17 protein-coding genes are annotated in these 19644 nt (G+C 52.3%); 10 read left to right on the forward strand and 7 right to left on the reverse strand.

The features are described 5' to 3' along the window. Positions 1-136 precede the first annotated feature (136 nt). On the reverse strand, positions 137-796 hold the full coding sequence (locus NEV57_RS14460; RefSeq protein WP_257659055.1) for an HAD family hydrolase: 660 nt from the start codon (positions 794-796) through the stop codon (positions 137-139). A 349-nt stretch (positions 797-1145) separates the two neighbouring features. Between NEV57_RS14460 and NEV57_RS14465 the strand changes: the two genes are divergently transcribed. Genes NEV57_RS14465 through NEV57_RS14480 form a run of 4 tightly spaced genes read left to right on the forward strand, consistent with a single transcriptional unit; the run spans position 1146 to position 5361 of the window. Next, positions 1146-1754 carry a fumarylacetoacetate hydrolase family protein gene (locus NEV57_RS14465; RefSeq protein ID WP_257659056.1) on the forward strand — a complete coding sequence of 203 codons (609 nt, stop codon included), beginning with the start codon at positions 1146-1148 and terminating at the stop codon, positions 1752-1754. Positions 1755-1759: 5 nt separating this feature from the next. Next, positions 1760-3481 (forward strand): M23 family metallopeptidase, encoded by a 1722-nt coding sequence (locus tag NEV57_RS14470; RefSeq protein WP_257659057.1) that lies wholly within the window; start codon positions 1760-1762, stop codon positions 3479-3481. A 25-nt stretch (positions 3482-3506) separates the two neighbouring features. Next, on the forward strand, positions 3507-3968 hold the full coding sequence (bcp, locus tag NEV57_RS14475) for a thioredoxin-dependent thiol peroxidase (RefSeq protein ID WP_257659058.1): 462 nt from the start codon (positions 3507-3509) through the stop codon (positions 3966-3968). 13 nt (positions 3969-3981) lie between these two features. Further along, complete coding sequence (locus tag NEV57_RS14480) at positions 3982-5361, forward strand: hypothetical protein (protein ID WP_257659059.1); 1380 nt, start codon at positions 3982-3984, stop codon at positions 5359-5361. Here NEV57_RS14480 and NEV57_RS14485 read toward each other — a convergent pair whose 3' ends face one another. Then, positions 5362-6006, reverse strand: a complete 645-nt coding sequence (locus NEV57_RS14485) for a 4'-phosphopantetheinyl transferase family protein (RefSeq protein WP_257659060.1) — start codon at positions 6004-6006, stop codon at positions 5362-5364. A 225-nt stretch (positions 6007-6231) separates the two neighbouring features. Here NEV57_RS14485 and dcd point away from each other — a divergent pair, with 225 nt between their 5' ends. Beyond that, positions 6232-6768, forward strand: coding sequence for a dCTP deaminase (gene dcd / locus NEV57_RS14490; protein WP_257659061.1), 537 nt, complete (start codon positions 6232-6234; stop codon positions 6766-6768). On the opposite strand, the gene prfB is transcribed toward dcd, so the two are convergent. Next, a protein-coding gene (prfB, locus tag NEV57_RS14495; protein WP_257659062.1) for a peptide chain release factor 2 occupies positions 6765-7854 on the reverse strand; the annotation gives its coding sequence in 2 pieces (ribosomal slippage) (positions 6765-7793 and positions 7795-7854; 1089 coding nt in all). The genes dcd and prfB overlap by 4 nt on opposite strands. A 242-nt stretch (positions 7855-8096) precedes the next feature. Here prfB and pgi point away from each other — a divergent pair. Further along, complete coding sequence (pgi, locus tag NEV57_RS14500) at positions 8097-9743, forward strand: glucose-6-phosphate isomerase (RefSeq protein ID WP_257659063.1); 1647 nt, start codon at positions 8097-8099, stop codon at positions 9741-9743. Between the two features lie 45 nt (positions 9744-9788). On the opposite strand, the gene NEV57_RS14505 is transcribed toward pgi, so the two are convergent. Together NEV57_RS14505 and NEV57_RS14510 are read right to left on the reverse strand one after the other, a co-directional pair. Then, positions 9789-11912: a carboxy terminal-processing peptidase gene (locus tag NEV57_RS14505; protein ID WP_257659064.1), complete on the reverse strand. Its 2124-nt coding sequence runs from the start codon at positions 11910-11912 to the stop codon at positions 9789-9791. A gap of 307 nt (positions 11913-12219) precedes the next feature. Further along, the gene (locus NEV57_RS14510) at positions 12220-13362 is read right to left on the reverse strand and encodes a tetratricopeptide repeat protein (RefSeq protein ID WP_257659065.1); all 1143 of its coding nucleotides are present in this window, start codon (positions 13360-13362) and stop codon (positions 12220-12222) included. A gap of 165 nt (positions 13363-13527) precedes the next feature. Between NEV57_RS14510 and NEV57_RS14515 the strand changes: the two genes are divergently transcribed. Beyond that, positions 13528-14808, forward strand: a complete 1281-nt coding sequence (locus tag NEV57_RS14515; protein WP_257659066.1) for a replication-associated recombination protein A — start codon at positions 13528-13530, stop codon at positions 14806-14808. Here NEV57_RS14515 and NEV57_RS14520 read toward each other — a convergent pair. Then, positions 14805-14978: a hypothetical protein gene (locus NEV57_RS14520; RefSeq protein WP_257659067.1), complete on the reverse strand. Its 174-nt coding sequence runs from the start codon at positions 14976-14978 to the stop codon at positions 14805-14807. The genes NEV57_RS14515 and NEV57_RS14520 overlap by 4 nt on opposite strands. A 22-nt stretch (positions 14979-15000) precedes the next feature. Then, entirely contained in the window at positions 15001-15810 is an 810-nt protein-coding gene (locus tag NEV57_RS14525; RefSeq protein ID WP_257659068.1) for a glutamate--tRNA ligase family protein, read from the reverse strand. An 88-nt stretch (positions 15811-15898) separates the two neighbouring features. Here NEV57_RS14525 and NEV57_RS14530 point away from each other — a divergent pair, with 88 nt between their 5' ends. From NEV57_RS14530 to ffh, 3 genes are all read left to right on the forward strand, one after another. After that, a complete protein-coding gene (locus NEV57_RS14530) occupies positions 15899-17047 on the forward strand; it encodes an outer membrane protein assembly factor BamB family protein (RefSeq protein ID WP_257659069.1) in 1149 nt (382 codons plus the stop codon). Positions 17048-17482: 435 nt separating this feature from the next. Continuing rightward, complete coding sequence (locus tag NEV57_RS14535; protein WP_257659070.1) at positions 17483-18175, forward strand: zinc metallopeptidase; 693 nt, start codon at positions 17483-17485, stop codon at positions 18173-18175. 109 nt (positions 18176-18284) lie between these two features. Continuing rightward, positions 18285-19625, forward strand: a complete 1341-nt coding sequence (gene ffh, locus NEV57_RS14540) for a signal recognition particle protein (protein WP_257659071.1) — start codon at positions 18285-18287, stop codon at positions 19623-19625. The last annotated feature ends 19 nt before the right edge of the window (positions 19626-19644 follow it).

The following is a 19644-nucleotide window of genomic DNA, read 5'->3' on the forward strand; positions in this document are numbered from 1 at the left end:
TTGATGGCCCGGCGGCGGCACTATGGCGTCACTGGGTTTCAATTTACATAAATTGTTTTAGCACAAATAACCTAATGAATAGGAATAGTTTATAACCTTCGCTAATATAGTAAATTAATTGAACCGATTGACAACGCTATTTAACGAATGGCTGGCCATTTTTTAAAAACTCAAGCACTTCATGCAGATCAACAAACAGCCGGTCGACCGACAGGTCCCTGCGGATCTCTTCATGACTCTGCACACCGAAACAGGTCAACCCCGCCGCCGCTGCTGCCGTCACACCCGTCACCGAGTCTTCCAGCACAAGGCAATCCGATTTGTCGATACCAAGCCGATTCACACAAAGTTCGTATGGTTCGGGTGATGGTTTCGGATAGGTGACATCGGAACGGGTAACCAGGGTTTCAAAGTAATTGATCAGTCCATGCTTCGTCAGGTTAAATTCCGTAACAGGCCGGAGGCTGGATGTAACTACCGCCATCGTGATGCCCAGCTCATGCAAGTAAGTGATCAATTCCGTCACGCCCGGCATCAATGAAACGTCCTCTTCCGTATATTGCTGTGCAATCCGGGTTTTCTTCCGTTCAAAAAAGGTTTCGGCGTCCTCGTTAAAACCAAACTGCTCCTGCAATACGACAAAAGCCTGGCGCTCGGTTTTTCCCGCAAAGGAGGTAAGCCAGGTGTGGCTATCCAGTGCGATGCCGTATTCCTCCAGCACCGCCTTCCAGCCCTTGTAATAAAACCATTCGGAATCAATGATGGTACCGTCCAGATCAAATAAGACTGCTTTCAATTCGATATCTCCTTAACATTAAAATAGTGGCCATACAGTGCCCTCCCTCCTGTTCCGTGCACCGCGCTACGGACGTGGCAATATTACCATTAATCGTATTATTTTAATATTATTTCTCATCTTTTTCATCCACACGACCTGTTTTATACGTCCATGGAAATCCGCATACCCCGGGCGCTTTCCGCACAGGTCAAAGCACAGGCGTGTATAAACCTAGCGCGCACCTGGATTGCCCCCCAAACGCTGTTCTCTCATGACAGCTGGTGGCTGGTCCAGTCTGCCAACGTTTACATAAACTTGTACATGAAGGCAAGTTTATCTAAGTTTGTCAGGAACTATCGCGTTGCCCATGAAGATCATTGCCATCGGCAGAAATTATACCGAACACGCCCATGAACTCAACAATCCGGTTCCTGAAAAACCGGTGATTTTTTTAAAGCCCGATACAGCGTTGTTAAAAAACCGCGATTTCTATTACCCTGATTTCTCGCAAAACATCCACCACGAGATCGAGATCGTGCTGGGCATCTGCAAAGAGGGCAAACACATCAGCCGTAAATTTGCACATACATATTACGATACTATTGGCTTAGGAATCGATTTCACCGCCCGCGACATCCAGCAGCAGCATAAGGAAAAGTCACTGCCCTGGGAACTGGCTAAGGCATTTGATGGGTCGGCGCCCGTGAGCCCGCTGTTGCCCAAGGATACATTCGATGATCCGTATGCCATTGATTTCAGGCTGACCAAAAATGGAGAAGTAGTACAGCAAGGCAACACGAAGGACCTCATTTTCTCGTTTGAGGATATCCTGGTTTTTGTCTCGCAATATATTACACTGCGAAAGGGCGACCTGATTTTTACCGGCACGCCGGCCGGCGTGGGACCTGTTGCGGTGGGCGACTACCTGGAAGGCTTTATCGGTGAGCAACGGATGCTTCATCTTCATGTGAAATAACAGTTATGCGGTTTATCCAACTTTTTACGCTATTAATCGTTGCTGTGGGCCCGGCTCATGCCCAGGGACCTGTCAGCCAGAGCCGCTCGTATCCCCGGGACTACTTCCGGCAGCCATTGGACCTCCCCCCGCAGGCATCGGGTACGTTTGCAGAGCTCCGGAGCAATCATTTCCATGGGGGGTCAGACTACCGTACGCAGCAACGGATCGGACACCCGCTCCACGCCATTGGCGACGGATATATCTCGCGTGCGCGGGTACAGCTTGGGGGCGGGGGAAATGCGTTATACATTACCCACCCGAACGGCTATACAAGCGTATACATGCACATGCATGTGTTCAATGAACGCATTGCGGCGGCAGTCCGCGAACAGCAATACCGCGAACAGCGCTTTGACGTGGATGTCCGGCTTGAACCGAAAATCATTCCGGTAAAAAAAGGCGATATCATCGGCCAGACAGGTAATTCAGGCAGTTCCCAGGGACCGCACCTGCATCTCGAAATCCGGGATACGGAGTCGGAAGAGCCCATCAACCCGCAATTATTCGGGCTTGAATTTCCGGATAACATCCCCCCGGCAATTCAGGGCATTACGGTTTATGATCTGGGTGATGAGTCCTTCAGCGAACATACGCCGCGCAGGCACCTGCAGGTAAGCGCAGGCAACAGCGGGCAGTATGCGCTGGCGCAAAATACCGTAATTCCCATCAATGGACGGACGGGAATTGGTATCGTAACTTCCGATAAACATAATGGCTCTCCTTTTTCCAACGGTGTATATTCAATTGAACTGTTACTCGACGGCAAGCCCATCTACCACGCCGTATTCGAGCGCTTTGGCTTCACCGATTCCCGCGCGCTCAACTCCCATATCGATTACCCCTACTACATACTGAAAAGGACCCGCATACAAAAGAGCTTTGTCGACCCCAACAACCCACTTGAGATTTATAAACAGCTCGTCAACGATGGTGTCCTGGTCCTAACGGATAACGAAGTGCACCAATTGATGTACCGTGTACGCGATGTCCGGGGGAATACCAGCACCTTGGGCTTCAGCGTACAGCATAATACCGCCTATCAGCCCGAGCGGAAACGCACACCGGGGACGGTCATATTCAACTACGATAAGGAAAACCGCTACACATCCGACCACCTCCAGATCACGGTCCCGGAAAACAGCCTGTACGACCAGCTGCATTTCAGCTATGCACAGGGCACGAAACCAGCCAAAGGCTACTCCCTGATGCAGCATGTGCATAACCGGATGATCCCGGTCCACCGCGGTTACCAACTTGCCATCAAACCCGACGAAACGCTGCCTGTGCACCTCTATGGTAAGGCGCTTATTGTAGACAGCCGTGGCAATTCGCAGGGCGGACGTTATGAAGACGGCTGGGTACGCACCACCGCATACAGTTTCGGAAGCTTCTATGTCGGGGTAGATACCATTGCTCCGACGATCCGCCCGCAGAACATCAGCGAAGGGAAAAATATGGCGACCCTTTCGCGTATGAACCTCCTGATCGGCGACGACCTGTCGGGCATCCAGCAGTTCAATGGGTACCTTGACGACCAATGGGTACTGATGGAATACGATCCGAAGGCCGGTGTGCTGTGGCACGTGTTTGAGCCCGGTCTCTCCAAGGGCAAACACCATTTCCGTTTGGAAGTGGTCGACTGGAAGGACAACAAACAGGTATACGAAGTAAATTTCCTGCGGTAGTACCCGCAATAAATCAAAATTTGTTATGGCAGCATTAAAAGTAGGCGACAAAGCCCCCGGATTCACGGCAAAAAACCAGCACGGCGATACCCTGTCCCTCAGCGATTTTAAGGGCAAGCGGGTCATCCTTTATTTTTACCCGAAAGACAACACCCCTGGGTGCACAACCGAGGCCTGCAATTTCCGCGACAATTACGAGTCGCTGCAGGCGGAGGGGTTTGAAGTAATCGGCGTCAGCACCGATAGCGAGCAATCGCACCAAAAGTTCATCCGCAAATACAACCTCCCCTTTAACCTGGTGGCTGATGAGGAACAAAAAATCGTAAGCGACTATGGGGTCTGGGTAGAAAAAAATATGTTCGGCATCAAATACATGGGAACAGCCCGCACGACATTCCTGATCGACGAGCAAGGCACCATCACGCACATCATTAAGAAAGTAAAAAACGCCGACGCCTCGCAGCAGGTAAGGGAACTCCTTGGCTAAACGGCCCGGCACGATGAAACGCGCGCTCATAATCGGCATTGGGATCATCGCCCTGACAGTTGCCGCCGGATGGGGGTACCTCACGTACCGCCAGTGGGCTTCCTATCGCACCCCGATACCGAAAGACGCCGGCTCGGTGATCCAAATCAGTGTAGACCGGCTGGTATGGCAGCTTATCCGCGACAGCGGATGGAAAACATCTTCTCTTTCCGGCCGGGCAGATACAACGAGGTCACTCACTCCATGGCGCCTGGGCATCGAAACACCGGCTAATTTTTTTATTTATACGCTGCCGGAATTCCCAGCCACCCATTATTTCGGCGTTGTCCAGGTCAGTGATTCCGTGGCGCTGTTCCGGGCACTGCAACCGGAGACGGGCAGGACCGGCATCCGGCAAAACGGCGTTACCTTTTTCCATATGGGGCGCTTCACGTTGGGGTATCACGCTGGACGTGCCGCATTTGCACTTTCACCGACAGGAAATAAAGCCGATACGGCCCGGTTATCGGCCCGGCTGCATCAGCTGCTGTCCGGGGAAAATATGGCACCCATTAATCAAAGTGATTTTTACCAGTTGCGCCAACAGCGTACACATGTTACCTGGCTCGGCAAATGGGGTCTGCTGGGATTGGATTTTGAAAAGGGGCTCATCCGGCTCTCAGGGAAGCTGCCTGTCACTCCGCAGGCGGACCGTTCGTTAGCCCGTCCGGATTTTTCCGCCGACAATGCCCTCAGTCTTTGGTTGAATACGGGGCTCGACCGGATACTGGAGGGCCAAACGTACCGTATTGGAACACATACCCTTCACGGCGACAGTTTACTGCGTTATTACCGGGGCGGATTGGCATTGGAATGGCGGGGTAGTACTACACAGCGGGATACAGCTATTACATATGGTTATAACGATGATTTTGAACTGGAAGAGCAGGTGACAGTGGTCGAAAATACCATACCGGAGCTGGTGGCGGCTGTAAATACCGCCCATGGCGGACCGCGCGACTACTTGATCCGGCAGGGAATCATCGACCCCGGCGCCCAGCAGCTTAACCGCTCCGTTTTCCCGCTATATGAAGTAAACATCCGCCCGCTCGGCGATACCGCCCTTCAACTGTATACGGGCAGTGCACCGTTAGATTCGCCCCTGCCGGGCCGCTCGTCCGATGTATTTTACCTGCGGATGAATTTCCGGCGGCTGACTGATCAGCAGGCAGCAGCCATACCCGCTGCATATGCTGCAGCCTTGAACGATCTTGAAGTTTCCGGAAGATTAACCGATACTGCCGCTGCGGGCACTGGTGAGCTGCTTATTTCAGGCACGCTCCGCATGGCGGATCAAGATCAGGTGGCGAACAGCCTTACGCAACTTATCGGGGCCGTACAGCCTAAGCGCTGATCAATTCCCCTCCATGACGTAGCCAAGCATGTATTCCTGGAATTTTTCATAATATACTTTAAACCGTGTCTTGCGATTGGGTGCATCCAGGTCGAGAAACAGCACCCCCTGGTCCTGGAATTCAAAAGGAAGGATAGTCATGTTATCCTTAAACGACACCCCCTTGTTGCCCTGCAGCTTGTATACCGCCTCCTTGGCGCACCAACAGGCGTAAAGCTGTTCAATCCGCTGCTGTCCGGCTATGCCCTCCAGTTCCGCTGGTTTCATGAACTTGTCGGCAATCCGGAGGATTTTCGTCTTTACCAATTCCAGGTCGATCCCCACCTCCCCGTTGTCGCTCATCATTACCGCAGCGTAGTCAAAGGAATGTGTAAGCGAAATCCGTTGTGGGAAATTGGCCAGGTAAGGCTTTCCATTCGCGTCCGAAGGGCAGCTGATGTAACCGGGTGTATTCAGCATTTCGCGCAACAGCACACGCGTCGCCAGCCAGTGCAGCGTACGCTTCCCCTTGTTCAGTCTGTTCAGGGTCTCCCGCTCCTGCTCATCGAGCTGCAGCCGGCCAATCAGGTCTTCAGCCGTTTCTTCGATCCGCCAGATCGCAAAACGGACCCCGTTCTCTAATTCGCGCAAATATGCTAGTGCCATGAATTCCAAACTTAGCTAAATTCGCTTTTATATGCAATATAATCGCGTGGCAGGTATACCGCCTCCATCAACCGGCTGTCGCCATGGCCGGCATAACCCTATTGCCGCCGATGATGTCGGCAATAAATAAAGAAAGATCACATAAAATACAACACATTAACGTATTTTTGACCACAGCGGAATCCCCGTATAAGTCGGTTAACGCCCTAAATGTAAATTTCAAGCATGATCCTATCTGACAAACGCATCTTAGAAGAAATTGATCGCGGCACCATTATCATCGAACCATTCCGGCGGGAGTGCCTGGGCACGAACTCCTATGACGTGCACCTGGGCAAATACCTTGCGACCTACAAAGACCGTGTGCTTGACGCCAAGTCACATAATGAAATTATACATTTCGAGATACCGAAATCCGGCTATGTATTGGAACCCAATGCCCTTTACCTGGGCGTAACCCTCGAGTACACCGAAACACACCGCCACGTCCCTTTCCTCGAAGGGAAATCCAGTACAGGGCGCCTCGGCATCGATATCCATGCAACAGCAGGGAAAGGCGATGTAGGCTTCTGCAATACCTGGACGCTGGAAATCTCCGTTGCCCAGCCGGTGCGCGTATACGCTGGCATGCCGATCGGGCAGTTGATCTATTTCGTCGTTGAAGGTGATATCGAAACGTTTTATAACAGCAAAGGCAACGCCAAATACAACAATAAAACGACACGACCCGTGGAGAGCATGATGTGGAAGAACAGCTTTTAAGCCTTCCCGCCAAACTCCATCAGATACGCTTTCAGGAATTCATCAATCTCACCGTCCAGTACTGCCTGGGTATTCGAAGTTTCCACATTGGTGCGCAGGTCCTTTACCAGCTTATATGGATGGAGCACATAGTTCCGGATCTGCGAGCCCCATTCAATCTTCTTCTTGCTGCCCTCAATGGCCGCAGTTGCTTCCTGGCGCTTGCGCATCTCGATCTCATAGAGCTGTGACTTGAGCAGCCGCATGGCATTTTCCTTATTCTGAAGCTGGGAGCGCGATTCCTGGTTCTTAATAATGATGCCCGTGGGTTTGTGGTGTAACCGCACCGCGGTCTCTACCTTATTGACATTCTGCCCGCCTGCACCGCCCGAACGGAACGTATCCCACTCGATATCGGCATCTTTCACTTCAATTTCGATGTTGTCGTCAACCAGTGGATATACATACACCGAAGCAAATGATGTGTGCCGCTTGGCGTTGGAATCAAAGGGTGAAATCCGGACGAGCCGGTGCACCCCGTTTTCACCTTTCAGGTAACCGTAGGCAAAATCACCCGAAAACTGCAACGTCACGGTTTTGATCCCCGCTACATCCCCTTCCTGGTAATCCTGCTCGGTTACTTTATAACCATTGCTCTCACCCCACATGATGTACATCCGCATCAGCATACCCGCCCAATCGCAGCTTTCCGTACCTCCTGCACCAGCCGTGATCTGTAAAATCGCATCCAGCTGATCTTCCTCAGCGCTCAGCATATTTTTGAATTCCAGCGCATCCACCTGGCGGACCGCCAGGTCAAACTGCTCCCGGAGATCGCCTTCCGAGGCATCACCGGCCTGGTAAAATTCATGCATCACCACGGTGTCATCCACGGCAGCGGCCACCTCATCGAAGTGCTCGGTCCATACTTTTTTGCTTTTGATGGATTGAAGTACCTTTTCCGCGGATTTGGAGTCGTCCCAGAAATCGGGCTGTAAGGTGGTGGCTTGTTCTTTTTCTATTTCTTGTTTACGGGCATCAATGTCAAAGATGCCTCCTCAGGGAAGTTATCCGATCCCTCAAGTCCTGTATCTGTTCCTTCGTCATGGGTGCAAAGTTACGTTTTTCATCAGAATAATTGTTTTTAACGGCGATGAAGCCTGTATGAATAATCCATTAGTTGTGAATAGCAATTCATGCAGGTTTCATCAGTATAATTTACCGTTTAACGGTGCTGAAGCCTGTATAAATTATTCATAGCCTTTCGTTTAAAGCAATTTACACAGGTTTCGTGTGTTTATTTGGGTTGCCCGGATAGAAACCTTAAATTCGCATCAAACTGTTTCCCTATGTTACCACGCATTGATTTTACGGCCACGCCGGCATACCAGCTCCTCGGCAATCATCATGCCGATATCAGTCACCGGCACCTCAAAGACCTATTCAGGGACAATCCCCGGCGATTTGAACAATTTTCGATCACGTTTGGTGATATCCTGTTCGACTATTCCAAGAACCGGATAGATGGGCAGACGCGGACATTGTTGCTGCAACTGGCGCAGGAAACCAGGCTGTCCGAGGCAATCGAGGCCATGTTTACCGGCCAGGCCATCAACGAAACCGAAAACCGGGCGGTGCTCCACACGGCCTTGCGCAATCCGCGCAGCGCATCGCTCACCGTCAACGGGCAGGATGTCGTGGCTGATGTCCATGCGGTATTGTCCCGGATGCAGTCATTCTCCGAGGCGGTCATCGGCGGCAGTTGGAAGGGACACACCGGAAAGACCATTACCGATGTGGTGAACATCGGCATCGGCGGTTCCGATCTGGGTCCGGTGATGGTAACCGAAGCCCTGAAGGCCTATAAAAACCGGCTCAACCTGCATTTCGTTTCCAATGTGGACGGCACGCACATCGCCGAAACACTAAAAAAAGTCAATGCCGAAACCACGCTGTTTCTCATTGCCTCCAAAACATTCACCACCCAGGAAACCATGGCCAATGCCGAAACAGCCAAGCAATGGCTGCTGCACAGCGGCGCGCCGAAATCCGCCGTAGCCCAGCACTTCGTCGCAATTTCGACCAACAGCGACGCGGTGGCCGCATTTGGCATCGACACGCGGAACATGTTTGAATTCTGGGACTGGGTAGGCGGCCGGTATTCCCTTTGGAGTGCCATCGGACTGTCCATTGTACTGGGCATCGGTTTTGATAATTTCCAACAGCTGCTGGCTGGCGCACATGCAGCCGACACCCATTTCCGCCATACGGCGTTCGAAGAAAACATTCCCGTGATTATGGGACTACTGGGGATCTGGTATAATAATTTCTTCGGGACCGAAACACAGGCCATTCTACCCTACGACCAGTATATGCACCGGTTTGCAGCCTACTTCCAGCAGGGTGATATGGAAAGTAACGGGAAAACGGTCGACCGCAATGGCCACCGGGTTACCTATCAAACGGGTCCCGTTATCTGGGGTGAGCCCGGCACCAATGGCCAGCATGCGTTTTATCAGCTGATCCACCAGGGCACCAAGCTGATTCCCTGTGATTTCATTGCCCCGGCCCAAAGCCACAATCCGATTGGCGAACATCACATGCTGCTGCTATCCAATTTCTTCGCGCAGACAGAGGCACTGATGAATGGGAAAACGGAGAATGAAGTAGTTGATGAATTACGTGCAGCGGGTCAGCCGGATGCGGCCATTGAGGCGCTCAAGCATTATAAAACCTTTGAGGGAAACCGCCCGAGCAATTCGTTTCTCATCAAGAAAATAACACCCTATACCCTGGGCTCCCTGATCGCATTTTATGAACACAAAATTTTTGTACAGGGTGTGATCTGGAATATTTTCAGTTTCGATCAGTGGGGTGTGGAATTAGGGAAACAGCTGGCAGGAAAAATCCTGCCCGAACTGCAGACCTCCGGCAGTGTGACATCACATGACGCATCCACCAACGGCCTCATTAACCGGTACAAAGACTGGCGGTAACCGATTTGGCGGCGCGGAAGTAACCGCGTTCTTAACCGCTACCGGCTATTGTTTGCCCAAGCCAACATAATCGGCCATCACAGCCAGGCTTTCATCCAGTATGAAGTCTACCTCATCCGTGTTGCCGCTGGCGGCGGCAGTCGGCTCCAATGGAGCCCCCGACCGTATGGCGTGGATGGTTGCCTCACGCTCTTTGCTTTTCGCGCGGCTCTCTTCCCGCTCTTTTTTCAGCTTGTCTTCCTGGAGCGTTACACTCGTTTCCGATTCACGTTTGTGCATCAGGTCTATATCTTCCAGTAAGAACTTGTACGAAGGGGAAGCTTTCATGCGCGACTGGTGCTGCGACTCAAGTGTAGTGATCAGCGGGCTCAGGTCTGCAACCGGACTAAAATCGGTCGGGTTGATCTGGTCCCAGGGAAGCGCCGACGGTTCGGAACTTTCCCCGTATTTATCTGCTGTATAAATGGACGGGAACACCACATCCGGCGTCACCCCTTTATGCTGCGTGCTGCTTCCCGTAATGCGGTAAAATTTGGCGAGTGTAATATTAATCTGTCCGAATTGCGGCGCGCCCACCGGAACGTCAGCCCCCTCATCGGCCTTGGCCTTGAGCAGCAGCCGGTCGGTCGGACTGATCACCCGGCTCATATCAATGGCCGACTGTACCGTCCCCTTGCCATACGACTGTGATCCCAGGATGATGCCTCGGCCATAGTCCTGTATTGCTCCGGCAAAAATTTCCGATGCCGAAGCACTGAACCGGTTAATGATCACACCCAGCGGTCCGTCCCAGGCTACGCCGTCTTCGCTGTCGCTGTTTACCTCCACCCGGTTACGCGTATCCCGTACCTGTACAACCGGGCCATTGTCAATAAACAATCCGGTCAGCTCAATGGACTCCTGCAGGGACCCGCCTCCATTAAACCGCAAATCCATCAACACCGCGTCTACTTTCTCCTGCTTCAGTGTGTCGAGCAACAGCCGGACATCCCGTGTCGTGCTTTTATAGTTGGGGTCATTCGCCCGATAAGCCTCAAAATCGATGTAAAACTTCGGCAGGCTGATGATGCCTACGCGGTACGTCTTACCGTCTTCACCCACAACCTCCTTGATCTCCCGCTTGGCGGATTCTTCTTCGATCACAATTTTCTCCCGTGTCAGCGCAACAATCCGCGGTTCGGCGGTAAGCTCTTCCCCTGCCGGGATTACCTTAAGCCGTACCACGGTGCCTTTCGGCCCCTTGATTTTCGAAACGGCATTATCCAGCTTCCAGCCGATGATGTTTTCGAATTCGCCGTCCTCGCCCTGAGCCACGCCGATAATGCGGTCGTCAATCTGCAAGGCCTTCTCCCGGTAAACCGGTCCACCCACAATCACCTCGGCCACCTTCACCACTTCATTTTCCATAGTCAGGCGGGCGCCGATGCCTTCAAACGTGTTGGCCATCTCCTCGTTAAATCGCTGCGCAAAATACGGATTGAAATAGCTGGTGTGTGGATCAATAGCATCGGTCAGCGCGGCCATGATCACCTGGAATGCCTCGTTGGTGTCGGTTTGCTTCGCCACCGAGATTAAATATTTATACCGGTCGCGCAGGGTTTCCTTATTCGAGGTTTCTGATGAATCCGTTACCGTGCCGCTCAGCCGCAGGTTCAGCAGGTCATATTTCACCCGTTTGCGCCATTGCTCATCGGCTTCCGCTTCACTGGTAAACCAGCTTTCCTTTTCCCGGTTGTACACATATACTTCATCTTTCGAAAAATCATGCGGTACATCAACCTGGGTCAATGCATATTCAAGCCGGTTGATATAGCGCTCCATATATACATTGAATATATGGTATGCAGCACTGAGGTCGCCATCCCTGAAATCTTTGGCCAATGCATTCCGGTATTGTTCAAAACCGTCAATATCCGATTGCATCAGGTAATTCTTACCCCCGTCAATGGCTTCAATCAAATTCGTGAAAACAATAGAAGAAATGGAGTCGTCCAAAGGCACTTTCTTATAGCTCACCGATTCAAACAGCCCCACCACGTCCTTGGCAATCACCGCATGCTGTGCCGTTGGTTTTAATGCGCCTTCTTCTCCGTCCAAATTCACACGCGGTTTGGAACCACAAGCTACAACAGCTACTACAAACAGCGCAAAAAAAACTTTCTTCAACATTTTCATCTAATTAATTTGTCTTTATCGGTGATTCAGCTTGCGTGGGCGCTTCCCATTCGTGTCTGTTTTTGAGCGGTAGCTCACGCAGGTTTCATTCAAATAAATTATTTCCTTAAGGCAGTGAAGCGCCATTGTTATCCGCAGCGCACCAACCCGCCTTGTTCTATTCAATTAAGTCGATAAATTTAATCAAAAAAACGATCACTGGCGCTACCCACGTGCATAAATTACCCTAACCTGCCTGCAGACCGGGGCCAGACGGTGAGGTGGCAGGCCAGGATGTTTGCAGTTGCCGGGGCCCGGCCGGTTAATTGATTGCCGGCAGGTCAGACGCACCCAGAAATAATGCATGTTTCAACGCATCGTACCGCCGGAGTGCAACGGCCGCTTCGTCGTAATTACCGGCTTCATGATAGAGGTCGCCAAGTGCGTCCTGTATAGCCAGTTGCATGCCCAGCATGTTGTCTTTCTGTGCCAGGCCGTTTGCCACTTTATACTCCTCAATAGCAACACGTGGGTTTCCCGATTGCTTCTTCACCTCGGCCAGACTGAAAATGATCTCGGGCAATTGCCCCGCCAGGCCTTCTTTGTCGGCAATGGTTTTAGCCTGCAGCAAAAACCATTGCGCTTCCGGATATTTCTGCTGCAGAAAATAAATAGCAGCCAATGTATTGTAAGCGGCTATGCGGCCCTCATCGTTCCGGGTGCGCCGGAAAAGCGGCACCACTTTACGGATAATATCGCGTTCCGCTTCGGCTGCGGTACCCTGTTTGGCTTTAACAACCGCCAATTCCATCATGGCATAGCCCTGCTGGTCGGCATTCCGGGTCTCCACCGCCCGCTCATACAGCGCATCGCGGAGCGTGTGTGCTTCCGTCAGCTGCCCCAGGTATTCGTACGTAACCGCCAGGTTATGCCCGATGGCATCCCGGTCGGCCATGCGGTTTGCCCGCTGCTTGGTATCCATTGCCTTCTCAAAGAATTCAATGGCATATGCATCGGCACCGATGGCCAGGTATTCCATTGCCAGCCGGTTTTGCAGGTCGCCCACCAGGTTAATGCTGCCCAGCTTCTCAAAACGTTCAATCTCCGTAAGTAATTTACCTTCCACGCTGGCAGCCTGGGTTTCGGCAAAGGGCAGGTACTTCGCAAGCACCGCATTATCGCCGGTCATTTTCAGCCGATGGTAATAATGCATCCGGTCGACATACGCTTCAACCAGTGCCGAGTCGATTTCTTTCTCGGCGTACCGGTCATCCAGCAGTTCTTCCGTCGATTTGGGTGGCGGAAGGAAATAAACTTCCGGGCCAATACCGGAAAACGTACTGTCATATTTGCTGATGTAACCCGAAAAATCAACGGAATGCTGTGCGGTGAGGCTGAGTGGAACGCCCCCTAAAATACAACAAAAACATGCTGCATAACGTAGCAGCCACTGTTTTATCCTCATATCATACTCCTATGTGCCCACTAAGGTACAAAAATTGTTCCTTAAAATTCCAAATGTATGATCTCTGTTACGAGCACGGCAGCGCAATCACCCCCGCAACGCCCCAGCTAAAAAGCAAAGCTTTTTTCACTTTGTCACTAATTCCTCTTATTTTTGCTAAAAATCATGGCAACACAAATCCCCCTAGCGGAACGGATGCGTCCCAATACCATTGCCGATTATGCAGGGCAGCAGCACCTCATCGGCCCCGGTGCGGTATTGGGTAATGCCATCGCGCAGAACAACATCCCTTCCATGATTTTGTGGGGTCCTCCGGGCGTAGGCAAAACCACCCTGGCACACATCATCTCCCAGACGCTCGACCGCCCTTTCTTCAGTTTAAGCGCGATCAACTCCGGCGTAAAAGATGTGCGGGAGGTGATCGACAAGGCCGGCCAGCTTAAAAATTTCCAGCAACAGCAGCCCATCCTTTTTATCGATGAAATCCACCGCTTTTCCAAGTCACAGCAGGATTCGCTGCTCGGCGCTGTGGAGCGCGGACTCGTTACACTGATCGGGGCTACCACCGAAAATCCGTCATTTGAAGTAATCTCGGCGCTGCTCTCCCGCTGCCAGGTCTATGTACTGCAGCACCTCACGGAAGCGGAGCTCGTGGGTATCATCGAGAAGGCCTTGCGCGAAGATGCGTGGCTCAGCCAGCAGCAGGTGACATTGAAAGAGCACGAGGCCCTGCTCCGCCTCTCGGGCGGCGATGCCCGTCGGCTGCTGAATGTGCTGGAGCTGGTGGTCAACGCTGCGGCCGGTAAACCGCTGACCATCACCAACGACTTTGTGCTCCGGCAGGTTCAGCAGAACATGGCCATCTACGATAAAGCCGGTGAGCAGCATTACGACATCATATCGGCATTTATCAAATCCATCCGGGGAAGCGACCCGAATGCGGCGGTCTACTGGCTGGCGCGCATGGTGGAAGGGGGTGAGGATCCGTTATTTATCTCCCGCCGGCTGCTTATCCTGGCTGCTGAGGACATCGGCAACGCCAATCCGAATGCCCTATTGCTGGCCAACAACTGTTTCCAGGCCGTCAATGTCATTGGATGGCCAGAGTCGCGGATTATCCTTTCCCAGGCAGTCACCTATCTCGCATCCTCCCCGAAAAGCAACGCGGCCTACGAGGCCATCAACCGGGCACAGGAACTGGTGCGGAAAACGGGCGACCTATCCGTACCGCTCCACTTGCGGAATGCCCCCACCAAACTGATGAAAAACCTGGATTACGGCAAGAATTACCAATATGCCCATGCCCACGCAGGCAATTTTGTGGAACAGGAGTTTATGCCCGACGCCATAAGCGGAACCAAGCTCTATGATCCGGGCAGTAACCCGGCGGAAGAAAAGCTGCGGGAGAAGCTGCGCCAGCAGTGGAAAGATAAATACGGTTATTAAACCAGTTCCTCCCAATGATTCAGCGGCTTTTCCAAGCCTATCCACTCGCCGATCATCCGGTAAATTTCCGACCGGCTTTTTCCCTGTTTACGGAGGTAATGTACGGAAGTGGCACCGGCCGACTTCGATAGTTTACAACCGCCGGCATCCAGGAGCAGCGGGTGGTGCATGAATTTTATTGTGCTGAAGCGCTCAGCTTCCAGACAGTGGGCCAGGGTAGCACTGCGCCAGCGTGGATTCCCACAGGTCGACGCCCCTGACGATCAGGTCGACCCCGAAATGGAGATCATCCACTACCGAGGCCAGCTGGTATGCCGGGAATCCGTCTTTTTTCCGGACAATAAAATCGGACATCGATGGCGGAAGCCCGGCCCGTATCACCTGTCCGCCGAGGTCGGCAACTGCCAGTTCTACCGGGTTATCCGTATACAGTCGCCAGCTGAGCCCGGCACCATCCAGTGGCAGCGCCTTTTGCCGGCAGGTCCCGGTATAATGCCCGTCTGCACTTGCCTGTAATACAGCTGAACGGGAGCAACCACAGGCAAACACCAACCGCCGCTCGCGCAGATCATTCAATGCGTTATTATATAGCGTCAGGCGATGCTGTTGAGCATGTTCATCGGCATATTCCCGATAATTCCGCGGCCCCTCGTCATAGGGAATCTCCAGGTAATCCAGCGTTGCAAAAATATCCTCGACATATTCCCGTCTCACCCGTTCGCGGTCCAGGTCATCAATCCGCAGCAGCACGCGCGCACCCGTACGCCGCGCCAGCGCCACGGTTTTCGCCATGGACAGCACATTACCCAAGTGCAGGAAGCCGCTGGGGGTCGGCGCAATGCGGGTACGTTGAAAAGCCAAACCGGTGTTCATGATGCCCAAACTTACGCAATTTGGCTCCACTTCCATAGCAGGAATATCGTCACCGGCAGCCAAGCATGCGCCGCCTGACCCGGCCCGCAGCAGACACACCGTGTGTTTATGCGATAAATTGCTTATCATTGAAGTCCTAATTCCTGTAAACATGATCATATCTCCTAAACCGCGCGTTACCCGCACCCTTCTTACCCTATCTCTTTTATTGCTTACGATGTCCGTATTTGCAGTTCCGGACACACTAACCCTGAAATGGGCATATCAAACGGGAGGTCGGTTATTTGGAAGTGCCTATTTTTACGACGGCACCGTATTCTTTGGCAGCGAAGACAAAAACATTTACGCGGTTGACAGCCAGACGGGAGCGGCGCGCTGGAAGTTTGCGACAGTCGGCGGACTCTATTCTTCGCCCGTGGTTTCCGACGGGGCGCTGTTCATGCTCAGTATGGATGGCTTTTTTTATGCAGTCGATGCCGAAACAGGAAAACTGCACTGGAAATTCAAAACCGGCGGGGAGCGCAAACAGGACCTATGGGATTATAACCTGTCGGATGCCGCGGTTAGCGACGGAAAAGTATATTTTGGAAGCAGTGACCAGCACATATACGCACTCAATGCCGCGGACGGACGGCTGATCTGGAAGTTTAAAACCGGCGACATGGTACACGCTACACCGGTCATCCAGCATGATACGCTTTATGTGGGTGGATTTGACGGGTTTTTATATGCACTTAATGCCACTACGGGCCATTTACTATGGAAGTTCCGTTCGGTGGGGGATGCTTATTTCCCAAAGGGGGAATTTCAGAAAGGTGTGCTGTTTCACGACAATACCCTATATGCGGGCAGCAGGGATTTCAACATTTATGCGCTGGACCCAAAAACGGGACGCGGAAAATGGAATATGAAGGAATACGGCAGCTGGATCATCGCCACGCCAACCGCGTACCACAACAAACTCTATTTCGGAACTTCCGATACACACGTTTTTTATGCCCTTGATGCTGCCGATGGTCAGGTACAATGGAAAATCCCATTGAATATGCGGGTATATGGTTCGGCTGTTGCCGACGGCAGCCTGATCTATTTTGGCAGCTTCAACGGCAAATTGTATGGCGTCGATCCCGAAACAGGCGCCATTAAAAAGATTTTCCAGTCGACCGGCAGTAGACTGAACTATGCCCGTGTTTTTGCCGCAGACGACCATTTTAAAGCCGGCTTTTCGCTTTATGGGGACGACACTGATGCCTCGGAACAGCAAATTCTTGCTTTAGGGGGCTTCGTGAACACGCCGCTGCTGCAAAACGGTATATTGTATGTGGGAAGCACGGACGGCCGCCTTTATGCAATCGCCACCGATTAACAGTCTCGTAAACTGGACATTGTCAGGCAATTGAAGTTGACATCCGCTGTTGTCTGCTCAAGCATCACCTCCTCCGGCAACGGTCGGGACGCTGGCCGGCCATGCTTCGGGACTGCTTCGGCATGTGTTCGGGGTGAGTCCACCATGAGTCCAGGGTGAGTCCACCATGAGTCCACGTTTTATTGCCTTTTACCGGATACATACTGGACGCACCCCGGCAGCACCCTACCCGCACGGTTAACGTTTCCCGAACAACTGTCAAGGGCGTCTTAATGATGCTATTTTGTCATTTCTTTACCGGTACAGCTGTCATATCTATGAAATTTAGTATCTTCGTTGTCAGCCCCGGGCAGCATTTATGTCGGTTTTCACAGGTCGGTATGTTTTTTGAACGGGTTGGATAAAGGATAAAAAAACGACAAAAACGAACAAATTATGATTGCAGGATATTGGATTATTTTCATTGGTATTATGCTCGTCAGCATGATCGTACAATGGCGCTTCCGAAGTAAGTTTAAGAAGTATACCGAAATTCCCTTAAGCAGCGGAATGACCGGCCGGGATGTCGCTCAGAAAATGCTGAATGACCATGGCATCTACGATGTGGATATTATATCGGTGGAAGGCCAGCTCACGGACCACTATAACCCCGCGAACCGGACGGTTAACCTCAGCCCGGAAGTTTATAACGGACGCAGTATTGCCGCCGCCGCGGTAGCCGCACACGAGTGTGGACACGCGGTGCAGCACGCGAAAGCATATTCCTGGCTCCAGTTCCGCTCGGCCATGGTACCGCTGGTCAGCGTAGCCTCGCGGATGGTGACCTGGGTGCTGATGATCGGTGTGCTCCTGGCGGCTTTTTCCGGAAACATCTGGGTGCTGGCCATCGGCGTAGCGGCATTGGCCGTGACCACACTGTTCAGTTTTGTAACCCTGCCGGTGGAATTCGACGCTTCCAAGCGGGCACTGGCATGGCTCGACAATAAAGGCGTTACGCACAGCAGCGCCGAGCATGACGGCGCCAAGGATGCCCTGTGGTGGGCGGCCATGACTTACGTGGTAGCGGCACTGTCATCCCTGGTTACCCTGCTGTATTACGCCAGCATGCTGCTGGGTCGCCGCGACTAAAGCACATAACGCATCAAGAATATGAAACCTGTCCGCAACCGGACGGGTTTTTTTGTGCGCTGGATTTTGTACCTTTGCACTTCGTTCATTTTTACAATAATAACGGATCATGTTTCAGAATTTACAGGATAAGCTGGACAGGGCCTTTAAGGTACTAAAGGGCCAGGGAAATATTACCGAGATCAACGTGGCGGAAACCATGAAGGAGATCCGCAAGGCGCTGCTGGACGCCGACGTAAACTACAAAACGGCCAAGGCATTTACCGATGAGGTAAAACAGAAAGCCCTCGGCCAGAATGTGCTCACCAGCATTTCCCCCGGACAGCTGCTTACCAAAATCATGAACGATGAGCTGACCGAGCTCATGGGCGGTTCGGCTACCGAGCTGGATTTGTCCAAAAACCCTACGGTCATCCTGATTGCCGGATTAAACGGCGCGGGTAAAACCACGTTCTCCGGCAAGCTAGCTAAACAGCTAAAGGAAAAAAGAGGAAAGAAACCGCTCCTGGTGGCCGGCGACGTATACCGTCCGGCGGCTATTGACCAACTGCAGGTATTGGGTGAACAGATTGATGTGCCGGTATATGCCGATAAGGAATCCAAAGACCCTATCGCCATTGCACAGGCAGGCGTGGCCGAAGCCAAGCGCAACGGACAGAACGTGGTGATCGTGGATACGGCCGGGCGGCTGGCCATCGATGAAGCGCTCATGAACGAAATTTCCGCAGTGAAGGACGCCACGCAACCCCACGAGATCCTGTTCGTGGTGGATGCCATGACCGGGCAGGATGCGGTAAACACGGCCAAGGCCTTCAACGACCGGCTTGATTTTACCGGCGTAGTACTTACCAAATTGGACGGCGACACCCGCGGCGGGGCTGCATTGTCCATCAAATCCGTTGTAAACAAGCCGATTAAGTTTATCGGTACCGGCGAAAAGATGGAAGCACTTGATGTGTTTCACCCCGACCGGATGGCTTCGCGTATCCTGGGCATGGGCGACGTGGTTTCATTGGTGGAACGGGCACAGCAGCAGTTCGACGAAAAAGAAGCCGCCGAATTGCAGCGCAAAATCCGTAAAAACAAATTTGACTTCAACGATTTCCGCAGCCAGATCCAGCAGATCAAAAAGATGGGCAACATGAAAGACCTGATGGGTATGATCCCCGGGGTAGGAAAAGCCATTAAGGATGTGGATATTGACGACGATGCCTTTAAGCCCATTGAAGCGATCATCAACTCCATGACACCCTATGAAAGGGAAAATCCGGATGTCATCGACCAGAAACGGCGTGCACGGATTGCCCGTGGATCGGGTACGGAGCTGGCCGAAGTTAACAAGCTGATGAAGCAGTTCGGCGACATGCGCAAAGTGATGAAGCAGATGTCAAACCCGGCGGCAATGGCCCGCATGATGCGGGGAATGCCCAAGATGCCGATGGGCAAATAACCCACCGGCAACAGGCACA

It is taken from the genome of Parapedobacter lycopersici, assembly GCF_024643285.1.
GTDB lineage: Bacteria > Bacteroidota > Bacteroidia > Sphingobacteriales > Sphingobacteriaceae > Parapedobacter > Parapedobacter lycopersici.

Coding starts and splice junctions, on each gene's coding strand:
- NEV57_RS14465 (WP_257659056.1), top strand. CDS start 1,146: ATGAAGATCATTGCCATCGGCAGAAATTATACCGAACACGCCCATGAA.
- NEV57_RS14470 (WP_257659057.1), top strand. CDS start 1,760: ATGCGGTTTATCCAACTTTTTACGCTATTAATCGTTGCTGTGGGCCCG.
- bcp (WP_257659058.1), top strand. CDS start 3,507: ATGGCAGCATTAAAAGTAGGCGACAAAGCCCCCGGATTCACGGCAAAA.
- NEV57_RS14480 (WP_257659059.1), top strand. CDS start 3,982: ATGAAACGCGCGCTCATAATCGGCATTGGGATCATCGCCCTGACAGTT.
- NEV57_RS14485 (WP_257659060.1), bottom strand. CDS start 6,006: ATGGCACTAGCATATTTGCGCGAATTAGAGAACGGGGTCCGTTTTGCG.
- dcd (WP_257659061.1), top strand. CDS start 6,232: ATGATCCTATCTGACAAACGCATCTTAGAAGAAATTGATCGCGGCACC.
- pgi (WP_257659063.1), top strand. CDS start 8,097: ATGTTACCACGCATTGATTTTACGGCCACGCCGGCATACCAGCTCCTC.
- NEV57_RS14505 (WP_257659064.1), bottom strand. CDS start 11,912: ATGTTGAAGAAAGTTTTTTTTGCGCTGTTTGTAGTAGCTGTTGTAGCT.
- NEV57_RS14510 (WP_257659065.1), bottom strand. CDS start 13,362: ATGAGGATAAAACAGTGGCTGCTACGTTATGCAGCATGTTTTTGTTGT.
- NEV57_RS14515 (WP_257659066.1), top strand. CDS start 13,528: ATGGCAACACAAATCCCCCTAGCGGAACGGATGCGTCCCAATACCATT.
- NEV57_RS14520 (WP_257659067.1), bottom strand. CDS start 14,978: ATGCACCACCCGCTGCTCCTGGATGCCGGCGGTTGTAAACTATCGAAG.
- NEV57_RS14525 (WP_257659068.1), bottom strand. CDS start 15,810: ATGATAAGCAATTTATCGCATAAACACACGGTGTGTCTGCTGCGGGCC.
- NEV57_RS14530 (WP_257659069.1), top strand. CDS start 15,899: ATGTCCGTATTTGCAGTTCCGGACACACTAACCCTGAAATGGGCATAT.
- NEV57_RS14535 (WP_257659070.1), top strand. CDS start 17,483: ATGATTGCAGGATATTGGATTATTTTCATTGGTATTATGCTCGTCAGC.
- ffh (WP_257659071.1), top strand. CDS start 18,285: ATGTTTCAGAATTTACAGGATAAGCTGGACAGGGCCTTTAAGGTACTA.